20 protein-coding genes and 1 tRNA gene are annotated in these 17252 nt (G+C 57.8%); 19 read left to right on the top strand and 2 right to left on the bottom strand.

From position 1 onward, the window contains the following. Positions 1-56: 56 nt before the first annotated feature. Entirely contained in the window at positions 57-1385 is a 1329-nt protein-coding gene (locus AC3WN7_RS26125; RefSeq protein WP_095965396.1) for an OprD family porin, read from the bottom strand. Between the two features lie 909 nt (positions 1386-2294). Here AC3WN7_RS26125 and AC3WN7_RS26120 point away from each other — a divergent pair. Together AC3WN7_RS26120 and AC3WN7_RS26115 are read left to right on the top strand one after the other, a co-directional pair. Beyond that, entirely contained in the window at positions 2295-2720 is a 426-nt protein-coding gene (locus AC3WN7_RS26120) for an HIT domain-containing protein (RefSeq protein WP_102675663.1), read from the top strand. Between the two features lie 3 nt (positions 2721-2723). After that, the gene (locus AC3WN7_RS26115; protein WP_007977339.1) at positions 2724-2930 is read left to right on the top strand and encodes a SlyX family protein; all 207 of its coding nucleotides are present in this window, start codon (positions 2724-2726) and stop codon (positions 2928-2930) included. A 79-nt stretch (positions 2931-3009) separates the two neighbouring features. Here the strand turns inward: AC3WN7_RS26115 and AC3WN7_RS26110 are convergent, their stop codons facing one another. After that, positions 3010-3612 carry a cold-shock protein gene (locus AC3WN7_RS26110; protein ID WP_095965394.1) on the bottom strand — a complete coding sequence of 201 codons (603 nt, stop codon included), beginning with the start codon at positions 3610-3612 and terminating at the stop codon, positions 3010-3012. 529 nt (positions 3613-4141) lie between these two features. On the opposite strand from AC3WN7_RS26110, the gene AC3WN7_RS26105 reads away from it, so the two are divergent. From AC3WN7_RS26105 to AC3WN7_RS26025, 17 genes are all read left to right on the top strand, one after another. After that, a complete protein-coding gene (locus AC3WN7_RS26105) occupies positions 4142-4477 on the top strand; it encodes a ribbon-helix-helix domain-containing protein (protein WP_095965393.1) in 336 nt (111 codons plus the stop codon). Positions 4478-4613: 136 nt separating this feature from the next. Further along, on the top strand, positions 4614-4835 hold the full coding sequence (locus tag AC3WN7_RS26100; RefSeq protein ID WP_007977333.1) for an FmdB family zinc ribbon protein: 222 nt from the start codon (positions 4614-4616) through the stop codon (positions 4833-4835). Positions 4836-4956: 121 nt separating this feature from the next. Beyond that, positions 4957-6732: an aspartate--tRNA ligase gene (gene aspS / locus AC3WN7_RS26095; protein ID WP_007977331.1), complete on the top strand. Its 1776-nt coding sequence runs from the start codon at positions 4957-4959 to the stop codon at positions 6730-6732. Positions 6733-6860: 128 nt separating this feature from the next. Beyond that, positions 6861-7607, top strand: coding sequence for a YebC/PmpR family DNA-binding transcriptional regulator (locus AC3WN7_RS26090; RefSeq protein ID WP_007995641.1), 747 nt, complete (start codon positions 6861-6863; stop codon positions 7605-7607). Positions 7608-7765: 158 nt separating this feature from the next. Further along, complete coding sequence (gene ruvC, locus AC3WN7_RS26085) at positions 7766-8290, top strand: crossover junction endodeoxyribonuclease RuvC (RefSeq protein WP_095965392.1); 525 nt, start codon at positions 7766-7768, stop codon at positions 8288-8290. A gap of 114 nt (positions 8291-8404) precedes the next feature. Continuing rightward, complete coding sequence (gene ruvA / locus AC3WN7_RS26080; protein ID WP_007995640.1) at positions 8405-9013, top strand: Holliday junction branch migration protein RuvA; 609 nt, start codon at positions 8405-8407, stop codon at positions 9011-9013. Further along, on the top strand, positions 9014-10075 hold the full coding sequence (gene ruvB / locus AC3WN7_RS26075) for a Holliday junction branch migration DNA helicase RuvB (RefSeq protein WP_015096600.1): 1062 nt from the start codon (positions 9014-9016) through the stop codon (positions 10073-10075). Positions 10076-10202: 127 nt separating this feature from the next. After that, positions 10203-10670 (top strand): tol-pal system-associated acyl-CoA thioesterase, encoded by a 468-nt coding sequence (gene ybgC / locus AC3WN7_RS26070; protein WP_057713518.1) that lies wholly within the window; start codon positions 10203-10205, stop codon positions 10668-10670. Beyond that, on the top strand, positions 10660-11355 hold the full coding sequence (gene tolQ / locus AC3WN7_RS26065; protein ID WP_007977321.1) for a protein TolQ: 696 nt from the start codon (positions 10660-10662) through the stop codon (positions 11353-11355). The genes ybgC and tolQ overlap by 11 nt, the downstream gene beginning before the upstream one ends. Before the next feature lie 23 nt (positions 11356-11378). Next, positions 11379-11831, top strand: coding sequence for a protein TolR (tolR, locus tag AC3WN7_RS26060; RefSeq protein WP_172435709.1), 453 nt, complete (start codon positions 11379-11381; stop codon positions 11829-11831). Beyond that, positions 11831-12910, top strand: a complete 1080-nt coding sequence (tolA, locus tag AC3WN7_RS26055) for a cell envelope integrity protein TolA (RefSeq protein ID WP_102675660.1) — start codon at positions 11831-11833, stop codon at positions 12908-12910. Before tolR ends, tolA begins: the two co-directional genes overlap by 1 nt. 17 nt (positions 12911-12927) lie before the next feature. Then, positions 12928-14208, top strand: coding sequence for a Tol-Pal system beta propeller repeat protein TolB (tolB, locus tag AC3WN7_RS26050; RefSeq protein WP_172435708.1), 1281 nt, complete (start codon positions 12928-12930; stop codon positions 14206-14208). Positions 14209-14260: 52 nt separating this feature from the next. Further along, positions 14261-14758, top strand: a complete 498-nt coding sequence (gene pal, locus AC3WN7_RS26045; protein ID WP_003178634.1) for a peptidoglycan-associated lipoprotein Pal — start codon at positions 14261-14263, stop codon at positions 14756-14758. Between the two features lie 6 nt (positions 14759-14764). Further along, a complete protein-coding gene (gene ybgF, locus AC3WN7_RS26040; RefSeq protein WP_095965388.1) occupies positions 14765-15604 on the top strand; it encodes a tol-pal system protein YbgF in 840 nt (279 codons plus the stop codon). Between the two features lie 166 nt (positions 15605-15770). After that, positions 15771-16418, top strand: a complete 648-nt coding sequence (queE, locus tag AC3WN7_RS26035) for a 7-carboxy-7-deazaguanine synthase QueE (protein ID WP_095965387.1) — start codon at positions 15771-15773, stop codon at positions 16416-16418. A gap of 1 nt (position 16419) precedes the next feature. Then, positions 16420-17112 carry a 7-cyano-7-deazaguanine synthase QueC gene (gene queC, locus AC3WN7_RS26030; RefSeq protein ID WP_095965386.1) on the top strand — a complete coding sequence of 231 codons (693 nt, stop codon included), beginning with the start codon at positions 16420-16422 and terminating at the stop codon, positions 17110-17112. A gap of 63 nt (positions 17113-17175) precedes the next feature. Then, positions 17176-17251, top strand: a tRNA-Lys gene (locus tag AC3WN7_RS26025). Position 17252 lies beyond the last annotated feature (1 nt).

Here is a 17252-nt window from a genome sequence, read left to right as displayed (position 1 = left end):
AAGGCCCATCCGAAGATGGGCCTTTTATTTTGTTACCGCAAACTAACTGGATGCGATTACAAAACCGACAGCGGGTAGTCGACGATGAAACGGAACTCTTTCACGTCGCCTTCACCTTCGTCAGCGTTAGCGAAGTGCCATGCTTGACGAATACGGAAGGACAGGTCTTTTGCCGGGCCAGTCTGAACAACGTACTTGGCTTCGAAGTTGGTTTCGTTGTGCTTGCCGTCTGCACCGTAGATGCCTTCGTAAGCGCCGCCAACTGGAGCTTTGGTGCCGTCGATGTCCCAACCTTTCACGTAACGGGTCATGAAGCTCAGACCTGGAACGCCGTACTCAGCCATTTTCAGGTCGTAACGAACCTGGGCAGACTTCTCGTTAGGGGCGTTGAAGTCAGAGTACTGGATGGAGTTGGCGAGGAAGATCGAGTCGCCGCCGCGGTTGTTTTTGCCCACACCGATGTAGTCGAACGGAGTGTCACCGTTGATCTTCTGGAAGGCGAGGGTGATGGTGTGCGCTTTCATGAACGAGAAAGCGGCAGCCAGGGAGTAAGCAGTGTTGCTGATCTCGCCTGCTTTGGCATCACCAGTGTCTTTGGTGTTGTAGATGTTACCGTCCAGGTTCAGCGACTCGTCGCCGCCCAGCGGGATTGTGTAGTTCAGGTTGGCGTAGTACTGGTTCCAGATGTCTTCCAGCTTGGCGCCGTACAGCGATGCCGACAGGTTGTCGGTGATGCCGTATTTGCCACCGAAGTAGTCGATGGAGTTGGCTTCTACGCCAGCGTAGGTTGCAAACAGGCCGCCGTCACGAGCGTTACGGTCCTGGCTGGTCGCCGAGTAGAAGTGACCGGCTTCGAGGTCAAGGTCTTTGACTTCGCTGCTTTGCAGTTGGATACCGCTGGCAGTTTGAGGAAGGATACGGGAACCGCCAACAGCGAACACTGGAGCAGTGCTTGGCTGCATGTCGCCGACTTTCAGCTCGGTTTTCGATACGCGGAATTTAACGGCGCCGCCGGCTTTGCCCTGGCTGTCGTTAACTTCGCCATCGGCGTCGCGGCTCATGTTGCCGGTGCCGCCGGTGCCATCACCGCCGTCCAGTTTGATTGCCAGGTAACCGAAAGCGTCAACGCCAACACCGATCAGGCCCTGGGTGTAACCGGAGCTGAAATTGCCCCAGATGCCTTGGGTCCAGTCTTTCTGGTCGTTGGCACCATCTTTGTTATCACGGTTGAAGTAGTAGTTGCGAACCAGCAAGTTCAGCGTGCTGTCTTCAACAATACCTTTGGCTTCAGCCTGGTCACTTACGAAAGGGGCGGCCGTAGCCAATTGGGTACTGGCTGCTGCTGCAACTGCCAGTGCGATCATGCTCCACTTCATCACGCGCATCGTGATTTGCTCCTTTGGTTTTAGAAGAGTACTGCCGTCCCACCTGTTTTATTATCTGGGCGGCTCTTTCTTTTTGTGTCGGCGCAAACTTATATCACGCCGACAATGTTGGCGATACTTGCGTATCTAACCTTTCGCCTTCTTTACGACCATGTCGCAAACAGCGAGGTAGATGTCGCAAATTTCGAGCTCCGACGCAACCGGGCTGACAACTTTAATGCTGTTTTCTGAGCCTGGGTGTCGGTAAAAAGAGTCCTGGTGAAACGTTTGAATCTCCATCGGGCTACCTTGCCACTGTCTTTTTTGCCTGAATGCCCCCCACTTCCCGCGGGTGTCACTCAGGTGATGTTGGGTATGTATGCAACAAGCGTGCACAAAATCAAGTTTTTGCTGCGGTTTTTTCAAATTGTCGCTCTGGCGCTGTAAAAACCTCATAAAACCGGGGGGTTCAAGCGCTCTGGTTTGGGCTTGACGCTTTGCCTCGCATCATGTTGCACCCTTCTGGTCGACTGCCTGACAAGCAAAAATGTTACCGGTTCACCCCGCCAGTGAGTAAAAGGCGGATGTCGAAGCATTCAGCGTAGACCCACTGTGCGTTTTTGGTGCAAAAATTTTTAACCTTGTGCGGAATTCATTCCTGTTGATCGAGTGTCTGGCGCGAACTCTTCGTTGTTTATCAGTCATTTCGGCATTTTTTTTGGCTGACCGGTTCTGTGGTGGTGCGCGACGTCGAAAAGTGTCTCATTCGGGGGCGGGCTGTCAGCTTTTCGCTGGTGCTCGTGGCGTCTGGGCAAGGTTCGCCGTGAAGCGTGCGCCGTTCACAGGTATGCTGCCGTCCGGTCGCTTGGTGCGCCGCTCCTCTGGATGGGCGCTAAGCTGAAAAATGATGACCCGGCGGGAGTACACGCAGTGTTCGCTTTAGATCCACGGCTTCAACAAGACACGTTACCGATCGGGGACTTTCCGCTCTGCCGGTTGCTGTTGTCCAACGACTCGAACTACCCCTGGTTCATCCTGGTACCTCGTCGTGAGGCTATCAGCGAGATATTTCAATTGGATGTCGCAGACCAGCTGCAGCTTTGGCAGGAGACGACGGCGCTTTCGCAAGTGCTCAAGGACTCGTTCGATGCGGACAAATTGAATGTTGCGGCGCTGGGCAATGTCGTCAGCCAGTTGCACATGCACGTGATTGTGCGCAAGCACGAAGATGCCGCCTGGCCAGCGCCAGTTTGGGGCAGGCACCCGGCAAAACCCTACAGTTCGGAGCAGATTGCCGCCATTCGCGAGCGTTTGCGCCTGATATTGACCGATGACTTTACGTTTCTGGAGGGCTGAACCATGAGCCTGGAAGAACGCGTTACCGACCTTGAAAGCCGCCTGGCCTTTCAGGATGACACCATCCAGGCATTGAATGATGTGCTGGTCGCGCAGCAGCGGGTGGTCGAGCGTCTTCAACTGCAAATGGCTGCGTTGCTCAAGCGGCAGGAGGAAATGGTCGGCCAGTTCGAATCGTTCGAAGAGGAAGCGCCACCGCCGCACTACTAAGCAACTGCAGTAAGCAACATGCAGGCATTAAAAAACCGCGTACAGCACAGGCTGTGCGCGGTTTTTTTTCAGCCTTGAATCAGCGGCGCGGCAGTGCGGCGATCACATCTTCGGCTTGCAGGCCCTTGTCACGATTCATGACAGAGAACTCCACGCGCTGGCCTTCTACCAGGACGCGGTGGCCTTCACCGCGAATGGCCCGGAAGTGGACGAAGATATCGTCGCCGGAGTCGCGGGAAATGAAGCCGAAGCCTTTGGACGTATTGAACCACTTGACGGTGCCGGTATCGCGGTTGCTCATGTCGTAGCTTGGCGAGGCAGCGACCGGTGACGATTTGTAGAAGCTGATGCCCAGGTGCAGGGCAACAGCGATCAGGGCTGCGACCAGGCTGAACAGAACGGCAGGTTGACCGGCGATGACAGGCATCGGCGCGATCAGCGTCAGGGTCTGCAGGACTACCGCCAGAGCCAGCAGGACACTGACCAGGTTTTGCAGTTGGTGGCGCGGACCTTTGTTCCAGTAAGGGATGACAGGTGCAAGCGTGAGATTGAGCAGGCCGAAAAAGGCCAGGTACAGCGCATCAGGTTGTTGCAGGTAAGGCAAGGCTTCAGGGTGCAGGCTAGGGATGAAGGACAGCAGCAAGGCTGCTGCGCCTATCAACAGATGGACGATTTTCAACATTTTGATTAACTCACGTTAAGACAGCTCACAAGGAAGAGCTGATGGCGCACGGTTCGCTTCAAGACAATAAGGAGGCGTTGGACACGTGCCCGGTATCAGCCTATGCGCCATGCCCGGAAAAATAGGCACTGGCGACACGTCGTCTATTTAACAGCAAAGCCGCAGGCTACTCAAATCAGGGCGTCCGGCGGCTCTTTGGCGGTGATTTGTCGCAGGTTGTCCGAAGTTTCGCGGCTGCGGTAAGGCGGGTGACTTGCTGATCCGCGTATGCAGGTGCATGAAAAGTGGTGTGGATGCTTGGCGCTCTTCTTTCCTACGCCATTGCGTAGGTGCTTCTGAAGGAGGCATCGCTTCGCTGCGTGGGAAAACGTCCGGAGTAGGATGAGCTCCAAGGTCTGCCATAAGTTGTTGGCTTATCCTACGTCGAGGGTCATAAAGTCGGCTGGAAAATACCTTTGCACCTGCGTTTTTATAAGTCGACAGGCAGTTGCGCTTTAAGAAACCAGGATGGCAAAGGAGTGTCAGCGTTATGGTTTATCAAAGGCAAGAAGACGGGCGATACGGGTCGCACAAGGATGTAAGGGTTGATCCGTTTGTTCGTGAATTCGATATGGGATTGGCCCAGCCCTTGTCCCGCTCCGTACGATTGAATGGCTTCGCTACCTGTTTGCGGCTTGAGCAGGTTTATTGGGATATTTTGGGAGGGATGGCCCGGGCCAACGGTTGTTCGGTCAGTAGCCTGTTATCCCATGTGGATCGCGAAGTTCACTTGCGTCATGGCGGTGTCAGGAATTTCAGTGGATTGGTGCGGGTTGTCTGTGTCGTACACAGCCTCAAGGAAGGGGGATGCATCGTCACCGCCTAGTCAGGGCGGTGAAAACGGCAGAGTGTCGGTCTGTGCAGTCTTACGGCTGCACAGGCCGCATTTAATGGATATAATCCCGCTCTTTGCCGCGAAACCCAGCGTGTGCGGTAGCAATCTGATCGCCGAGACAACCTCCATGCCGATGTACGATTATCAATGTGCTTCCTGTGGTCATCAGTTGGAAGCCATTCAAAAGATCAGCGATGCACCGCTGGTCGACTGCCCTGCCTGTCAGGCGCCAGAGCTTAAGAAAATGCTGTCCATGCCGGGCTTTCGCCTCAGCGGCACGGGTTGGTACGAAACCGATTTCAAGACCGGTTCCAAGAAGAACCTGGCCGGCGGCGACAAAGCTGACTAAGGTCCTGAACCTGAATTGAACGACACACGCGAGCTTTTGCATCACCCGGCGCCTTTTTAAAGGCGGGGCTGCTGTAGGATCTCCAACCGAATTTCGAATTACGAGAAGTGAAACCACGACCATGATGCGCAGCCATTATTGCGGCCAACTGAACGAAAGCCTGGACGGCCAGGAAATTACCCTTTGCGGATGGGTTCACCGTCGCCGTGACCACGGTGGGGTGATTTTCCTCGATATCCGTGATCGTGATGGTCTGGCCCAGGTCGTGTTCGATCCGGACCGCGCTGAAACCTTCGCCGCAGCCGATCGCGTGCGCAGCGAGTACGTCGTGAAGATCACCGGCAAGGTTCGCCTGCGTCCGGCCGGTGCGACCAACGCCAACATGGCGTCGGGCATGATCGAAGTCCTCGGCTACGAGCTGGAAGTGCTGAACGAATCGGAAACCCCGCCGTTCCCGCTGAACGAATTCTCCGACGTCGGTGAAGAAACCCGCCTGCGCTATCGCTTCCTCGACCTGCGTCGCCCGGAAATGGCCGAGAAGCTGCGTCTGCGCTCGCGCATGACCACCAGCATCCGTCGCTTCCTGGACGAGAACGGCTTCCTCGACGTCGAGACGCCGATCCTGACCCGTGCTACCCCGGAAGGCGCGCGCGACTACCTGGTGCCGAGCCGTACTCATGCCGGTTCGTTCTTCGCCTTGCCGCAATCGCCGCAGCTGTTCAAGCAACTGTTGATGGTGGCCGGCTTCGACCGTTACTACCAGATCGCCAAGTGCTTCCGCGACGAAGACCTGCGCGCCGACCGCCAGCCGGAATTCACCCAGATCGACATCGAGACCAGCTTCCTCGATGAAAAAGAGATCATGGGCCTGACCGAGCAAATGATCCGCAACCTGTTCAAGGAAGTGCTGGGCCTGGAATTCGGCGAGTTCCCGCACATGACCTTCGAAGAAGCCATGCGCCGCTACGGTTCCGACAAGCCAGACCTGCGTAACCCGCTGGAACTGGTGGACGTGGCCGACCAGCTCAAGGAAGTCGACTTCAAGGTGTTCAGCGGCCCGGCCAACGACCCGAAATGCCGCATCGCCGCCCTGCGCGTGCCTGGCGGCGCGAGCATGCCGCGCAAGCAGATCGACGACTACACCAAGTTTGTCGGCATCTACGGTGCCAAGGGCCTGGCGTACATCAAGGTCAACGAGCGTGCGAATGGCGTTGACGGTCTGCAATCGCCGATCGTGAAGAACATCCCAGAAGCCAACCTCAACGTGATCCTGGATCGTGTTGGTGCAGTTGACGGCGACATCGTGTTCTTCGGTGCCGACAAGGCCAAGATCGTCAGCGAAGCGTTGGGCGCATTGCGCATCAAGCTCGGTCACGACCTGAGCCTGCTGACCTGTGAATGGGCTCCGATGTGGGTCGTTGACTTCCCGATGTTCGAAGAGAACGACGACGGCAGCTTCAGCGCCTTGCACCACCCGTTCACCGCGCCGAAGTGCTCCCCGGCGGAGTTGGAAGCCAACCCGGCGGGCGCTCTGTCCCGTGCCTACGACATGGTGTTGAACGGCACCGAGCTGGGTGGCGGTTCGATTCGTATCCACCGCAAAGAGATGCAACAAGCGGTCTTCCGTCTGCTGGGCATCAACGAAGTGGAACAGGAAGAGAAATTCGGCTTCCTGCTCGACGCCCTGAAATACGGCGCACCGCCGCACGGTGGCCTGGCCTTTGGCCTGGACCGTCTGGTGATGCTGATGACCGGCGCCCAGTCGATCCGTGAAGTGATCGCCTTCCCGAAAACCCAGAGCGCGGCCGATGTCATGACCCAGGCGCCGGGCCAGGTGGATGCCAAGGCATTGCGCGAGTTGCACATTCGTCTGCGTGAAACGCCTAAGGCCGAGTAAGGCTGACCCGAAGGGCGCATCTGCGGATGCGCCCTTTCTTTATAGGCAGAGTTGTTCAAGATTTTTGTTTGCCGGCCGGCGCAATACAGCGCGGCGGGCAATGTTTCAAAGAGAATTCGGAGCGAGTTATGGCAGGTCATTCCAAGTGGGCGAACATCAAGCACCGCAAAGAACGTCAGGATGCCAAGAGGGGCAAGATCTTCACCAAGTGGATTCGTGAGCTGACCGTCGCTGCCCGTCAGGGTGGTGGTGATCCAGGCTCCAATCCGCGTCTGCGCCTGGCCCTGGACAAGGCTCTGGGTGCCAACATGAGCCGTGACATCATCGATCGTGCTGTCGCCCGCGGTACCGGCGCTGCCGATACCGACGACGTGGTCGAGCTGACCTACGAAGGTTACGGTCCAGGCGGCGTGGCGGTGATGGTTGAATGCATGACCGACAACCGTAACCGTACCGCGGCCGCGGTTCGCCATGCGTTCAGCAAGTGCGGCGGCAACCTCGGGACTGACGGTTCGGTGGCCTATCTGTTCGAGCGCAAGGGGCAGATCTCTTTCGCCGCCGGCGTTGACGAAGACGCGCTGATGGAAGCGGCCATGGAAGCCGACGCCGATGACGTGGTGACCAACGAAGACGGTTCGATCGACGTTTTCACCTCGTTTGCCGGATTCTATTCCGTGCGTAACGCACTGGAAGCGGCGGGCTTCAAGGGTGACGACGCGGAAATTGTCATGCTGCCGACCACCAGCGCCGAGCTCGATCTGGAAGGCGCCGAGAAAGTCCTCAAGCTGATCGACATGCTCGAAGACCTGGATGACGTGCAAAACGTCTACTCCAACGCGGAGATTCCGGAGTCGGTGGCCGCACAGCTCGGTTAAAGGGTGGCCACGATCCATGTGGGAGCGGGCTTGCTCGCGAAAGCGGTTTAATATTCAGCAACGATGTTGTCTGATAGTCCGCATTCGCGAGCAAGCCCGCTCCCACATTTATTATTCACTGAGCTGAAGATCGTGTTCTTTCTTATCCCGCAGGCGTTATGACTTTAATTCTTGGTATCGACCCTGGTTCGCGCATCACCGGTTACGGTGTGGTGCGTGATACCGGCCGTGGCTGCGAGTACGTCGCCTCCGGTTGTATCCGCACCGGTGCCGGCGAGCTGGCTGAGCGACTGCAGATTGTCTATCGCGGGGTGCGGGAGATCATTCAGACCTACCATCCGGTGACCATGGGGATCGAAAAGGTGTTCATGGCCCGTAACGCTGATTCCGCCCTGAAACTGGGGCAGGCCCGTGGCGCAGCGATCGTGGCGGGTGCCGAGGAAAGCCTGGAAATTGCCGAATACAGCGCAACCCAGGTCAAGCAGGCAGTGGTCGGTACCGGCTCGGCCAACAAGGAGCAGGTGCAGATGATGGTCATGCACATGCTCAAGCTGACCAGCAAGCCGCAGATCGATGCTTCGGACGCCCTGGCCATTGCCATCTGTCATGCTCATACCCGCTCCAGTTTGCTGCCCCATGGTCTCGGGGCGGCACGCAGTCGTGGCGGGCGCCTGCGTCTCTGATAGCATCAGCAATCATTTTCATGGGGTGAGGGCGTTTCGCCTGGGTTGTCGGCGCCACTCCCTTGCTCCATCAGTCGCTGGCCCAGAGCTGGCCAACGCTCAAGGATTTGTAACGTGATTGGACGTTTGCGCGGCACCCTGGCTGAGAAGCAGCCTCCACACCTGATTCTGGATGTAAACGGTCTGGGTTATGAACTCGAAGTGCCCATGACGACCCTCTATCGCTTGCCGTCGGTCGGTGAGCCGCTGACGTTGCACACTCATCTGGTCGTGCGTGAAGACGCACAGTTACTCTATGGTTTCGTCGGCAAGCGTGAGCGCGATTTTTTCCGCGAGTTGATCCGCCTCAATGGTGTCGGGCCGAAACTGGCGCTGGCCTTGATGTCGAGTCTGGAAGTCGACGAACTGGTTCGTTGCGTACAGTCCCAGGACACTTCGGCGCTGACCAAGGTGCCAGGTGTGGGCAAGAAAACCGCCGAGCGTTTGCTGGTGGAGCTCAAGGATCGCTTCAAGGCCTGGGAAACCGTGCCGGCCATGTTTGCCCTGGTGCCGAACCAGCCGGATGGACCGGCTCCGGTGAACACTGCTGAAAATGACGCCGTCAGCGCCCTGATCTCCCTGGGCTACAAGCCGCAGGAAGCGAGCAAGGCGGTGTCTGCGATCAAGGAGAAAGGTTTGAGCAGTGAAGACATGATCCGTCGCGCCTTGAAGGGAATGATCTAAGTGATTGAAGCTGATCGTCTGATCGCCGCCACGCACAGTCCGCGTGAGCGCGAAGAAGTCCAGGACCGGGCGATCCGCCCGGTCAGCCTGGCGGAATACATTGGCCAGCCGACCGTTCGCGAGCAGATGGAGTTGTTCATTCAGGCGGCTCGCGGTCGTAACGAGTCCCTGGATCACACGCTGATCTTCGGGCCGCCGGGCCTGGGCAAGACCACCCTCGCCAACATCATCGCCCAGGAAATGGGGGTGTCAATCAAGAGCACTTCGGGGCCGGTGCTGGAGCGTCCGGGTGATCTCGCCGCACTGTTGACCAACCTTGAGCCTCACGATGTGCTGTTCATCGACGAAATCCATCGCCTGTCGCCCATCGTTGAAGAAGTGCTGTACCCGGCCATGGAAGATTTCCAGCTCGACATCATGATTGGCGAAGGCCCGGCTGCGCGTTCGATCAAGCTCGATCTGCCACCGTTCACCCTGGTTGGCGCAACGACCCGGGCAGGCATGCTGACCAACCCGTTGCGCGACCGTTTCGGCATCGTTCAGCGTCTTGAGTTCTACAATAACGCCGACCTGTCGACGATCGTCAGTCGTTCGGCGAGCATCCTGGGTTTGCCGCTGGACCCGGAAGGCGCCTTCGAAATCGCCCGCCGTGCCCGTGGCACGCCCCGGATTGCCAACCGACTGTTGCGCCGGGTGCGTGATTTCGCCGAAGTTCGCGCCAAGGGGCATATCACCAAGCCGATTGCCGACCTGGCGCTGAACCTGCTGGACGTCGATGAACGTGGCTTCGATCACCAGGACCGGCGTCTGTTGCTGACCATGATCGAGAAGTTCGATGGCGGGCCGGTCGGGGTCGACAGCCTGGCGGCCGCCATCAGCGAAGAGCGTCACACCATTGAAGACGTGCTGGAGCCCTATCTGATCCAGCAGGGTTACATCATGCGCACGCCAAGGGGGCGAGTGGTGACGCGGCATGCCTATCTGCATTTCGGTTTAAACATTCCGTCACGATTGGGCGAAATGCCCGTGGCAGACGAGTTCCTCGGTGCCAGTGACGATTAATTAACATTGCGTGCTGATTTTTTCGGGCAATGTAGGGTCCCAGCACCGTACTTTCGCAAGAAAGCCGCAGATCAATGAAAAACAGTTGCCTGGCCGGATTGGCAACCTGAGGAGTAAGCACTAGAGTATGCGCGCGCAAAACGGGCTTGAGCCATTCGCACATCGTTGTCGCGTTTATTACGAGGACACCGATGCGGGCGGCATCGTGTATTACGTCAATTACCTCAAGTTTATGGAACGGGCTCGAACCGAGCGGCTGCGAGATCTGGGCTTTGCCCAATCACAGCTGGCAGGGGAGGACCTGTTGTTCGTCGTGCATTCCAGCGAAGCGCGCTATCACGCGCCGGCGCGACTGGACGACGAACTGCTGGTAAGCGCTGAAGTAATCGAATTGAACCGTGCCAGCCTGCGCTTCAAGCAGCAGGTCAGGCGGGCAACGGATAATGCACTGCTCTGCGAAGGGCAGTTTCTGGTGGCCTGTGTGCGCACTGAAAGTTTGAAACCCCGGGCCATTCCCGAAGCTCTACGAGCGGCCTTTGCCGACGTGAGCGGCGCGGGTACACACTCAAAGCAGGAGATAAAGCGTGGAAGCTAACGTCGTCGACCATTCCTCCATGTGGAGCCTGGTCAGCAATGCCAGTATCGTGGTGCAACTGGTAATGCTGACCCTGGTAGCCGCATCGGTGACCTCGTGGATCATGATCTTTCAGCGCAGCAACTTGCTGCGCGCCGGTCGACGTGCCCTGGAGAGCTTTGAAGAGCGCTTCTGGTCGGGTATCGACCTGTCCAAGCTGTACCGTCAGGCCGGCAGCAACCCGGACCCCGATTCGGGTGTCGAGCAAATCTTCCGTGCCGGTTTCAAGGAATTCTCCCGCCTGCGCCAGCAGTCAGGCGTTGATCCGGAAGCGGTCATGGAAGGCGTGGCCCGTGCCATGCGCGTTGCGATTTCCCGCGAGGAAGAAAAGCTCGAACAGAGCCTGCCCTTTCTCGCCACTGTCGGTTCCGTCAGCCCCTACATCGGTCTGTTCGGTACCGTCTGGGGGATCATGAACTCCTTCCGTGGCCTGGCCACCGCCCAACAAGCGACCCTGGCCACTGTGGCCCCGGGTATCGCCGAAGCACTGATCGCCACGGCCATCGGTCTGTTCGCGGCCATTCCAGCCGTTATCGCTTACAACCGTTTTGCTGCTCGCAGCGAAACCCTGCTGGGCCGCTACTACACCTTCGCCGACGAGTTCCAGGCGATCCTGCACCGCAAAGTGCACACCAGCGAAGAATAAGCAGGTAATTTCCAATGGCTTTAATCGCTCGAGCTCGCAAAAAGCGCAAGCCGGTCGCCGAGATGAACGTGGTGCCCTACATCGACGTGATGTTGGTGCTGCTGGTCATCTTCATGGTGACCGCGCCGATGCTCAATCAGGGCGTGAAAGTTGATCTGCCCAAGGTTTCCAGCGAAGCCTTGCCGCAGGACAACAACACCCAGGTCCTGACCATTTCCATCAAATCCGACAAGACCTACTACTGGAACCTTGGCAGCGAAGTCGACACGGACAAGCAGCAGGACCGGGCCATGACGTTGCCGCAAATGACTGACGCGGTGACCAAGATCATTCGCGTCGGCAACGAAGGCGGCAAGCACACCCAGGTCTTCATTCGCGGCGACAAATCCGTCGATTACGGTTCCGTCATGGGGGCCATGGGCGGGTTGCAGAAAGCCGGGGTCGGTAATGTTGGCTTGATTACCGAGGCGCCCTGATGCAGCAACAGCGAGAGCCGTCCGCCTCGGAAAGCTACTTCTGGCCTAGTGTCTGGGCGATTGGCTTGCACGTGCTGGTGTTCGGCATGTTGTTCGTCAGTTTTGCCTTTACCCCGGAGCTGCCGCCGGCCAAGCCGATTGTCCAGGCGACCTTGTACCAGCTGAAATCGAAAAGTCGGGCGACCACCCAGACCAATCAGAAGATTGCCGGAGAGGCGCAGAAATCTGCTGCGCGTCAGACCGAAGTCGAGCAGATGGAGCAGAAAAAGGTCGAGCAGGAAGCGGTGAAGGCTGCGGAACAAAAGAAAGAAGAGGCGGCTCAAAAGGCCGAGGAAGCCAAGAAGGCCGACGAGGCTCAGAAAGCGGACGAGGCGAAAAAGGCTGATGAAGCCAAGAAAGCCGACGACGCGAAGAAAGCCGCGCAAGCCAAGAAGGCAGAAGAGAAACAATTGGCTGATATAGCCAAGAAGAAAGCTGAAGAAGAAGCCAAGAAGGCTGCTGAAGAAGAGGCCAAGAAAGCGGCCGCTGAAGAAGCCAAGAAAAAGATCGTCGAAGACGCGAAGAAGAAAGCCGCGGAAGACGCCAAGAAGAAAGCCGAGGCTGAAGAGGCGAAGAAGAAAGTCGCCGAGGAAGCGAAGAAGAAAGCTGCTGCCGATGCTGCGAAGAAGAAATCGCAGGACGCGGCGCGTAAATCCGCCGAAGACAAAAAGGCCCAGGCCCTGGCAGATTTGCTTTCCGATACGCCGCAGCGTCAGCAGGCCTTGGCCGATGAGCAGGGTGACGAAGTCGCCGGCAGTTTCGATGACCTGATTCGTGCGCGTGCAGCGGAAGGCTGGGCTCGTCCACCTTCGGCACGCAAAGGCATGACGGTCGTATTGCAAATCGGCATGTTGCCGGACGGTACGGTGACTTCGGTCAGCGTGTCCAGGTCCAGTGGCGACGGTCCGTTTGACGCATCGGCTGTTGCAGCAGTGAAGAATATTGGACGTTTGACAGAAATGCAGGGAATGAAGCCGAGTGATTTCGCTCCGTATCGTTCATTCAAGATGACATTCACACCTGAGGATCTAGCCTTGTGAGAAACCTTCTTCGAGGAATGCTGGTCGTTATCTGCTGCATGGCAGGGATGGCGATGGCAGATGAGAAAAACATTCTGGTTACCAGCGGCAGCGATCGGGCGACCCCGATCGCCGTTGTTCCGTTCGGCTTCCAGGGCGGTAGCGTGCTGCCGGACGACATGGCGGAAATCATTGGTAACGACCTGCGCAACTCGGGTTACTACTCGCCGATTCCAAAGCAGAACATGATCAGCCAGCCGAGCCAGGCCGGCGAAATCATCTTCCGTGACTTCAAGGCACTGGGTGCCCAGTACGTCATGGTCGGCAGCATTGTTCCGGCGGGCGGTCGCCTGCAGGTGCAATATGCACTGTTCAACGTAGCCACCGAGCAGCAAGTGCTGACCGGCAGCGTGTCGGGCGGTGTCGATCAGTTGCGCGACATGGCGCACTACATCTCTGACCAGTCGTTCGAAAAACTCACGGGTATCAAGGGTGCCTTCTCGACTCGCCTGCTGTACGTAACGGCCGAGCGTTTCTCCGAGAACAACACTCGCTACACCCTGCAGCGTTCGGACTACGACGGTGCCCGCGCCGTGACCCTGCTGCAATCGCGTGAGCCGATCCTGTCGCCGCGTTTCGCACCGGATGGCAAGCGCATCGCTTATGTCTCCTTCGAGCAGAAGCGTCCGCGTATCTTCATGCAGAACATCGACACCGGTCGCCGTGAGCAGATCACCAACTTCGAAGGCCTGAACGGTGCGCCTGCCTGGTCGCCGGATGGCAATCGTCTGGCGTTCGTGCTGTCCAAGGACGGCAACCCGGACATCTATGTGATGAACCTGGGCTCGCGTCAGATCAGCCGTGTCACCAACGGTCCTGGCATCAACACCGAACCGTTCTGGGGCAAGGATGGCTCGACCATCTACTTCACTTCCGACCGTGGCGGCAAACCGCAGATCTACAAGACCAGCGCCGGTGGCGGCGGTGCCGAACGCGTGACTTTCGTCGGCAACTACAACGCCAACCCTAAATTGTCGGCTGATGAAAAGACGCTTGTCATGATTCACCGTCAGGATGGCTTCACCAATTTCAAGGTGGCGTCCCAGGATTTGCAACGCGGTAGTGTAAAAATCCTCACTGATAGCACTCTGGACGAGTCGCCTACTGTCGCGCCCAACGGCACCATGGTAATCTACGCCACCCGCCAGCAGGGCCGGGGAGTCTTGATGCTCGTGTCCATCAATGGACGCGTAAGGCTCCCGCTTCCTACCGCACAAGGCGAAGTCAGAGAACCTTCCTGGTCCCCTTACCTGAACTGACGCGGCGCTATACGTTGTACTTAACACACTGGGGTTCATTAGGAGTTTCACGATGGAAATGCTGAAGTTTGGTAAATTTGCTGCGCTGGCACTGGCCATGGCTGTAGCTGTAGGTTGCTCGTCCAAAGGCGGCGACAATGCCGGTGAAGGCGCGGTAGATCCAAACGCTGGTTACGGCGCAAACACTGGTGCAGTTGACGGCTCCCTGAGCGAAGAAGCTGCACTGCGCGCTATCACCACTTTCTACTTCGAATACGACAGCTCGGACCTGAAGCCAGAAGCCATGCGCGCTCTGGACGTTCACGCCAAAGACCTGAAAGCAAACGGCGCTCGCGTTGTTCTGGAAGGCAACACCGACGAACGCGGTACTCGTGAGTACAACATGGCACTGGGCGAGCGTCGTGCGAAAGCCGTTCAGCGTTACCTGGTACTGCAAGGTGTTTCCCCAGCTCAGCTGGAACTGGTTTCCTACGGCGAAGAGCGTCCAGTTGCTACCGGCAACGACGAGCAGTCCTGGGCTCAAAACCGTCGCGTCGAACTGCGTAAGTAATTCGTCATGCGAACGTGCCGTCGTGCTGTAACTGTTCTGGCTCTCAGCCTCGCGCCGCTTGCGGCCTGGGCTGCGGTTCCTGTGGTCGATAATGACTCCGGCTATAACAATAGCGGGAGCAGTTATCCGCCTGCAGGTTACGGTACGAACGGCGCCTATGCCGGGGGAGGGGTTTCGACCCCTGTCTCGGCACAGGGCCAGCTGTTCAACCAACTGCAACAAATGCAGGAACAGATCTCGCGCCAACAGGGTGTGATCGAAGAACTGCAAAATGATGTAGCGCGCATGAAGCAGGAAAGCCTGGAGCGATACCAGGATCTTGATCGGCGCATAGGAACCGGCGTTGCACCAGCCGCGACTCCTGAAAATTCTTCCACCGGTGGTGAATCGAACGCCCCCGGTGCAGCCGCAGGTGCAGCAGCTGGCGCAGCCGCCGCTCAGGCACCTGCCGCGGGTAGCGAACCGGCAGATCCGGCGAAGGAAAAGCTCTATTACGATGCTGCCTTCGACCTGATCAAGGCCAAGGATTTCGACAAGGCCAGCCAGGCTTTCGCCGCATTCCTGCGCAAATACCCGAACAGTCAGTACGCGGGCAATGCCCAGTACTGGCTGGGCGAAGTGAACCTGGCCAAAGGCGATCTGCAAGGTGCAGGTCAGGCATTTGCCAAGGTTTCGCAGCTGTATCCCAAGCACGCCAAGGTGCCTGATTCGCTGTACAAGCTCGCTGATGTAGAGCGCCGTCTCGGTCATACCGACCGGGTCAAAGGCATTCTGCAGCAGGTCGTGTCCCAGTATCCGGGCACTTCCGCTGCTCAGCTGGCGCAGCGTGACCTGCAGAAAATGTAAGGCGGCTTGAGCCGTTTCAAAGAAACCCGCGCTTGTCGCGGGTTTTTTCGTTAGAATTCACCCCCTTTTTCTGAAACACGCTTTTTGGGATCTGCGCATTGCCGGGGTTCCTTGAAGTGCCTGACGGAGGCGGACAGCCTGTTTAGCTGTTACGCCCGTGGCGACTATGCAAGACACATTGAGAATCACCGAAGTTTTCTACTCGTTGCAGGGTGAAACTCGGACTGCCGGCCTGCCCACGGTTTTTGTGCGCCTGACCGGTTGCCCGTTGCGTTGCCAATACTGCGACAGCGCCTACGCGTTCACCGGCGGAACCATTCGCACCCTCGACGACATCCTCGAGCAGGTCGCCGGTTTCCGCCCGCGTTATGTCTGTGTCACGGGCGGCGAGCCCCTGGCGCAACCCAACGCCATTCCCTTGCTCAAGCGCTTGTGCGACGCCGGTTACGAAGTGTCACTGGAAACCAGTGGCTCTATCGATATCTCGTCAGTAGATTCCCGGGTCAGTCGCGTTGTCGACCTGAAAACCCCGGGTTCGAAGGAAGCGCACCGCAATCGCTACGAAAACATCGAGCTGCTCACGCCCAACGATCAGGTGAAGTTTGTCATCTGTTCGCGGGAGGACTATGACTGGTCCGTTTCCAAACTGATCCAGTACGGTTTGGACCGGCGCGCCGGCGAAGTCCTGTTCTCGCCAAGCCACCATGATCTCAATGCCCGGGACCTGGCGGACTGGGTGGTGGCGGACAACCTGCCAGTGCGTTTGCAATTGCAGCTGCATAAATATCTATGGAATGACGAGCCGGGGCGCTGAAATGACTGAACAACTCAACACTGCTGAAAAACGTGCGGTCATCCTGCTGTCCGGTGGCCTGGACTCGGCGACCGTGGTAGCCATGGCACGCGCCGAAGGCTACAGCTGCTACACCATGAGCTTCGACTACGGTCAGCGCTCTCACGCCGAACTGTACGCCGCCGAGCGCGTGGCGCGGGATCTGGGTGTGGTCGAGCACAAGGTGATCGGCCTGAACCTGAACGGCATGGGTGGCTCGGCGCTGACCGACCGCAGCATCGATATACCGGAAGAGCTGGGTGAGGGCATTCCTGTCACTTACGTGCCTGCGCGTAACACGGTGTTCCTGTCCCTGGCCCTGGGTTGGGCTGAAGTGCTCGGTGCGCGGGACATCTTCATCGGCGTCAATGCGGTGGATTACTCCGGTTACCCGGACTGCCGCCCCGAGTTCATCGAATCGTTCGAGCGCATGGCCAACCTGGCAACCAAAGCCGGCGTGGAGGGCAATGGCTTCCGCATTCAGGCGCCGCTGCAGAACCTCAGCAAGGCGCAGATTGTCCAGGCGGGCGTGAAGCTTGGCGTGAACTACGGGCTGACCGTTTCCTGCTATCAGGCCGACGATGATGGCCGTGCGTGCGGCAAATGCGACAGCTGCCGACTGCGCGCGGAAGGCTTTGCAGCGGCCGGAATCAGCGATCCAACACCTTATTTTTGATTATTTTCAAAATAGGTGTTGAATAGTCCTTAAAAATCAGTATTATACGCGCCACCACACAGCGGGTCGTTAGCTCAGTTGGTAGAGCAGTTGGCTTTTAACCAATTGGTCGTAGGTTCGAATCCCACACGACCCACCAT

It is taken from the genome of Pseudomonas sp. FW305-70, assembly GCF_058783925.1.
This window is presented reverse-complemented; position numbering and strand designations above follow the sequence as displayed.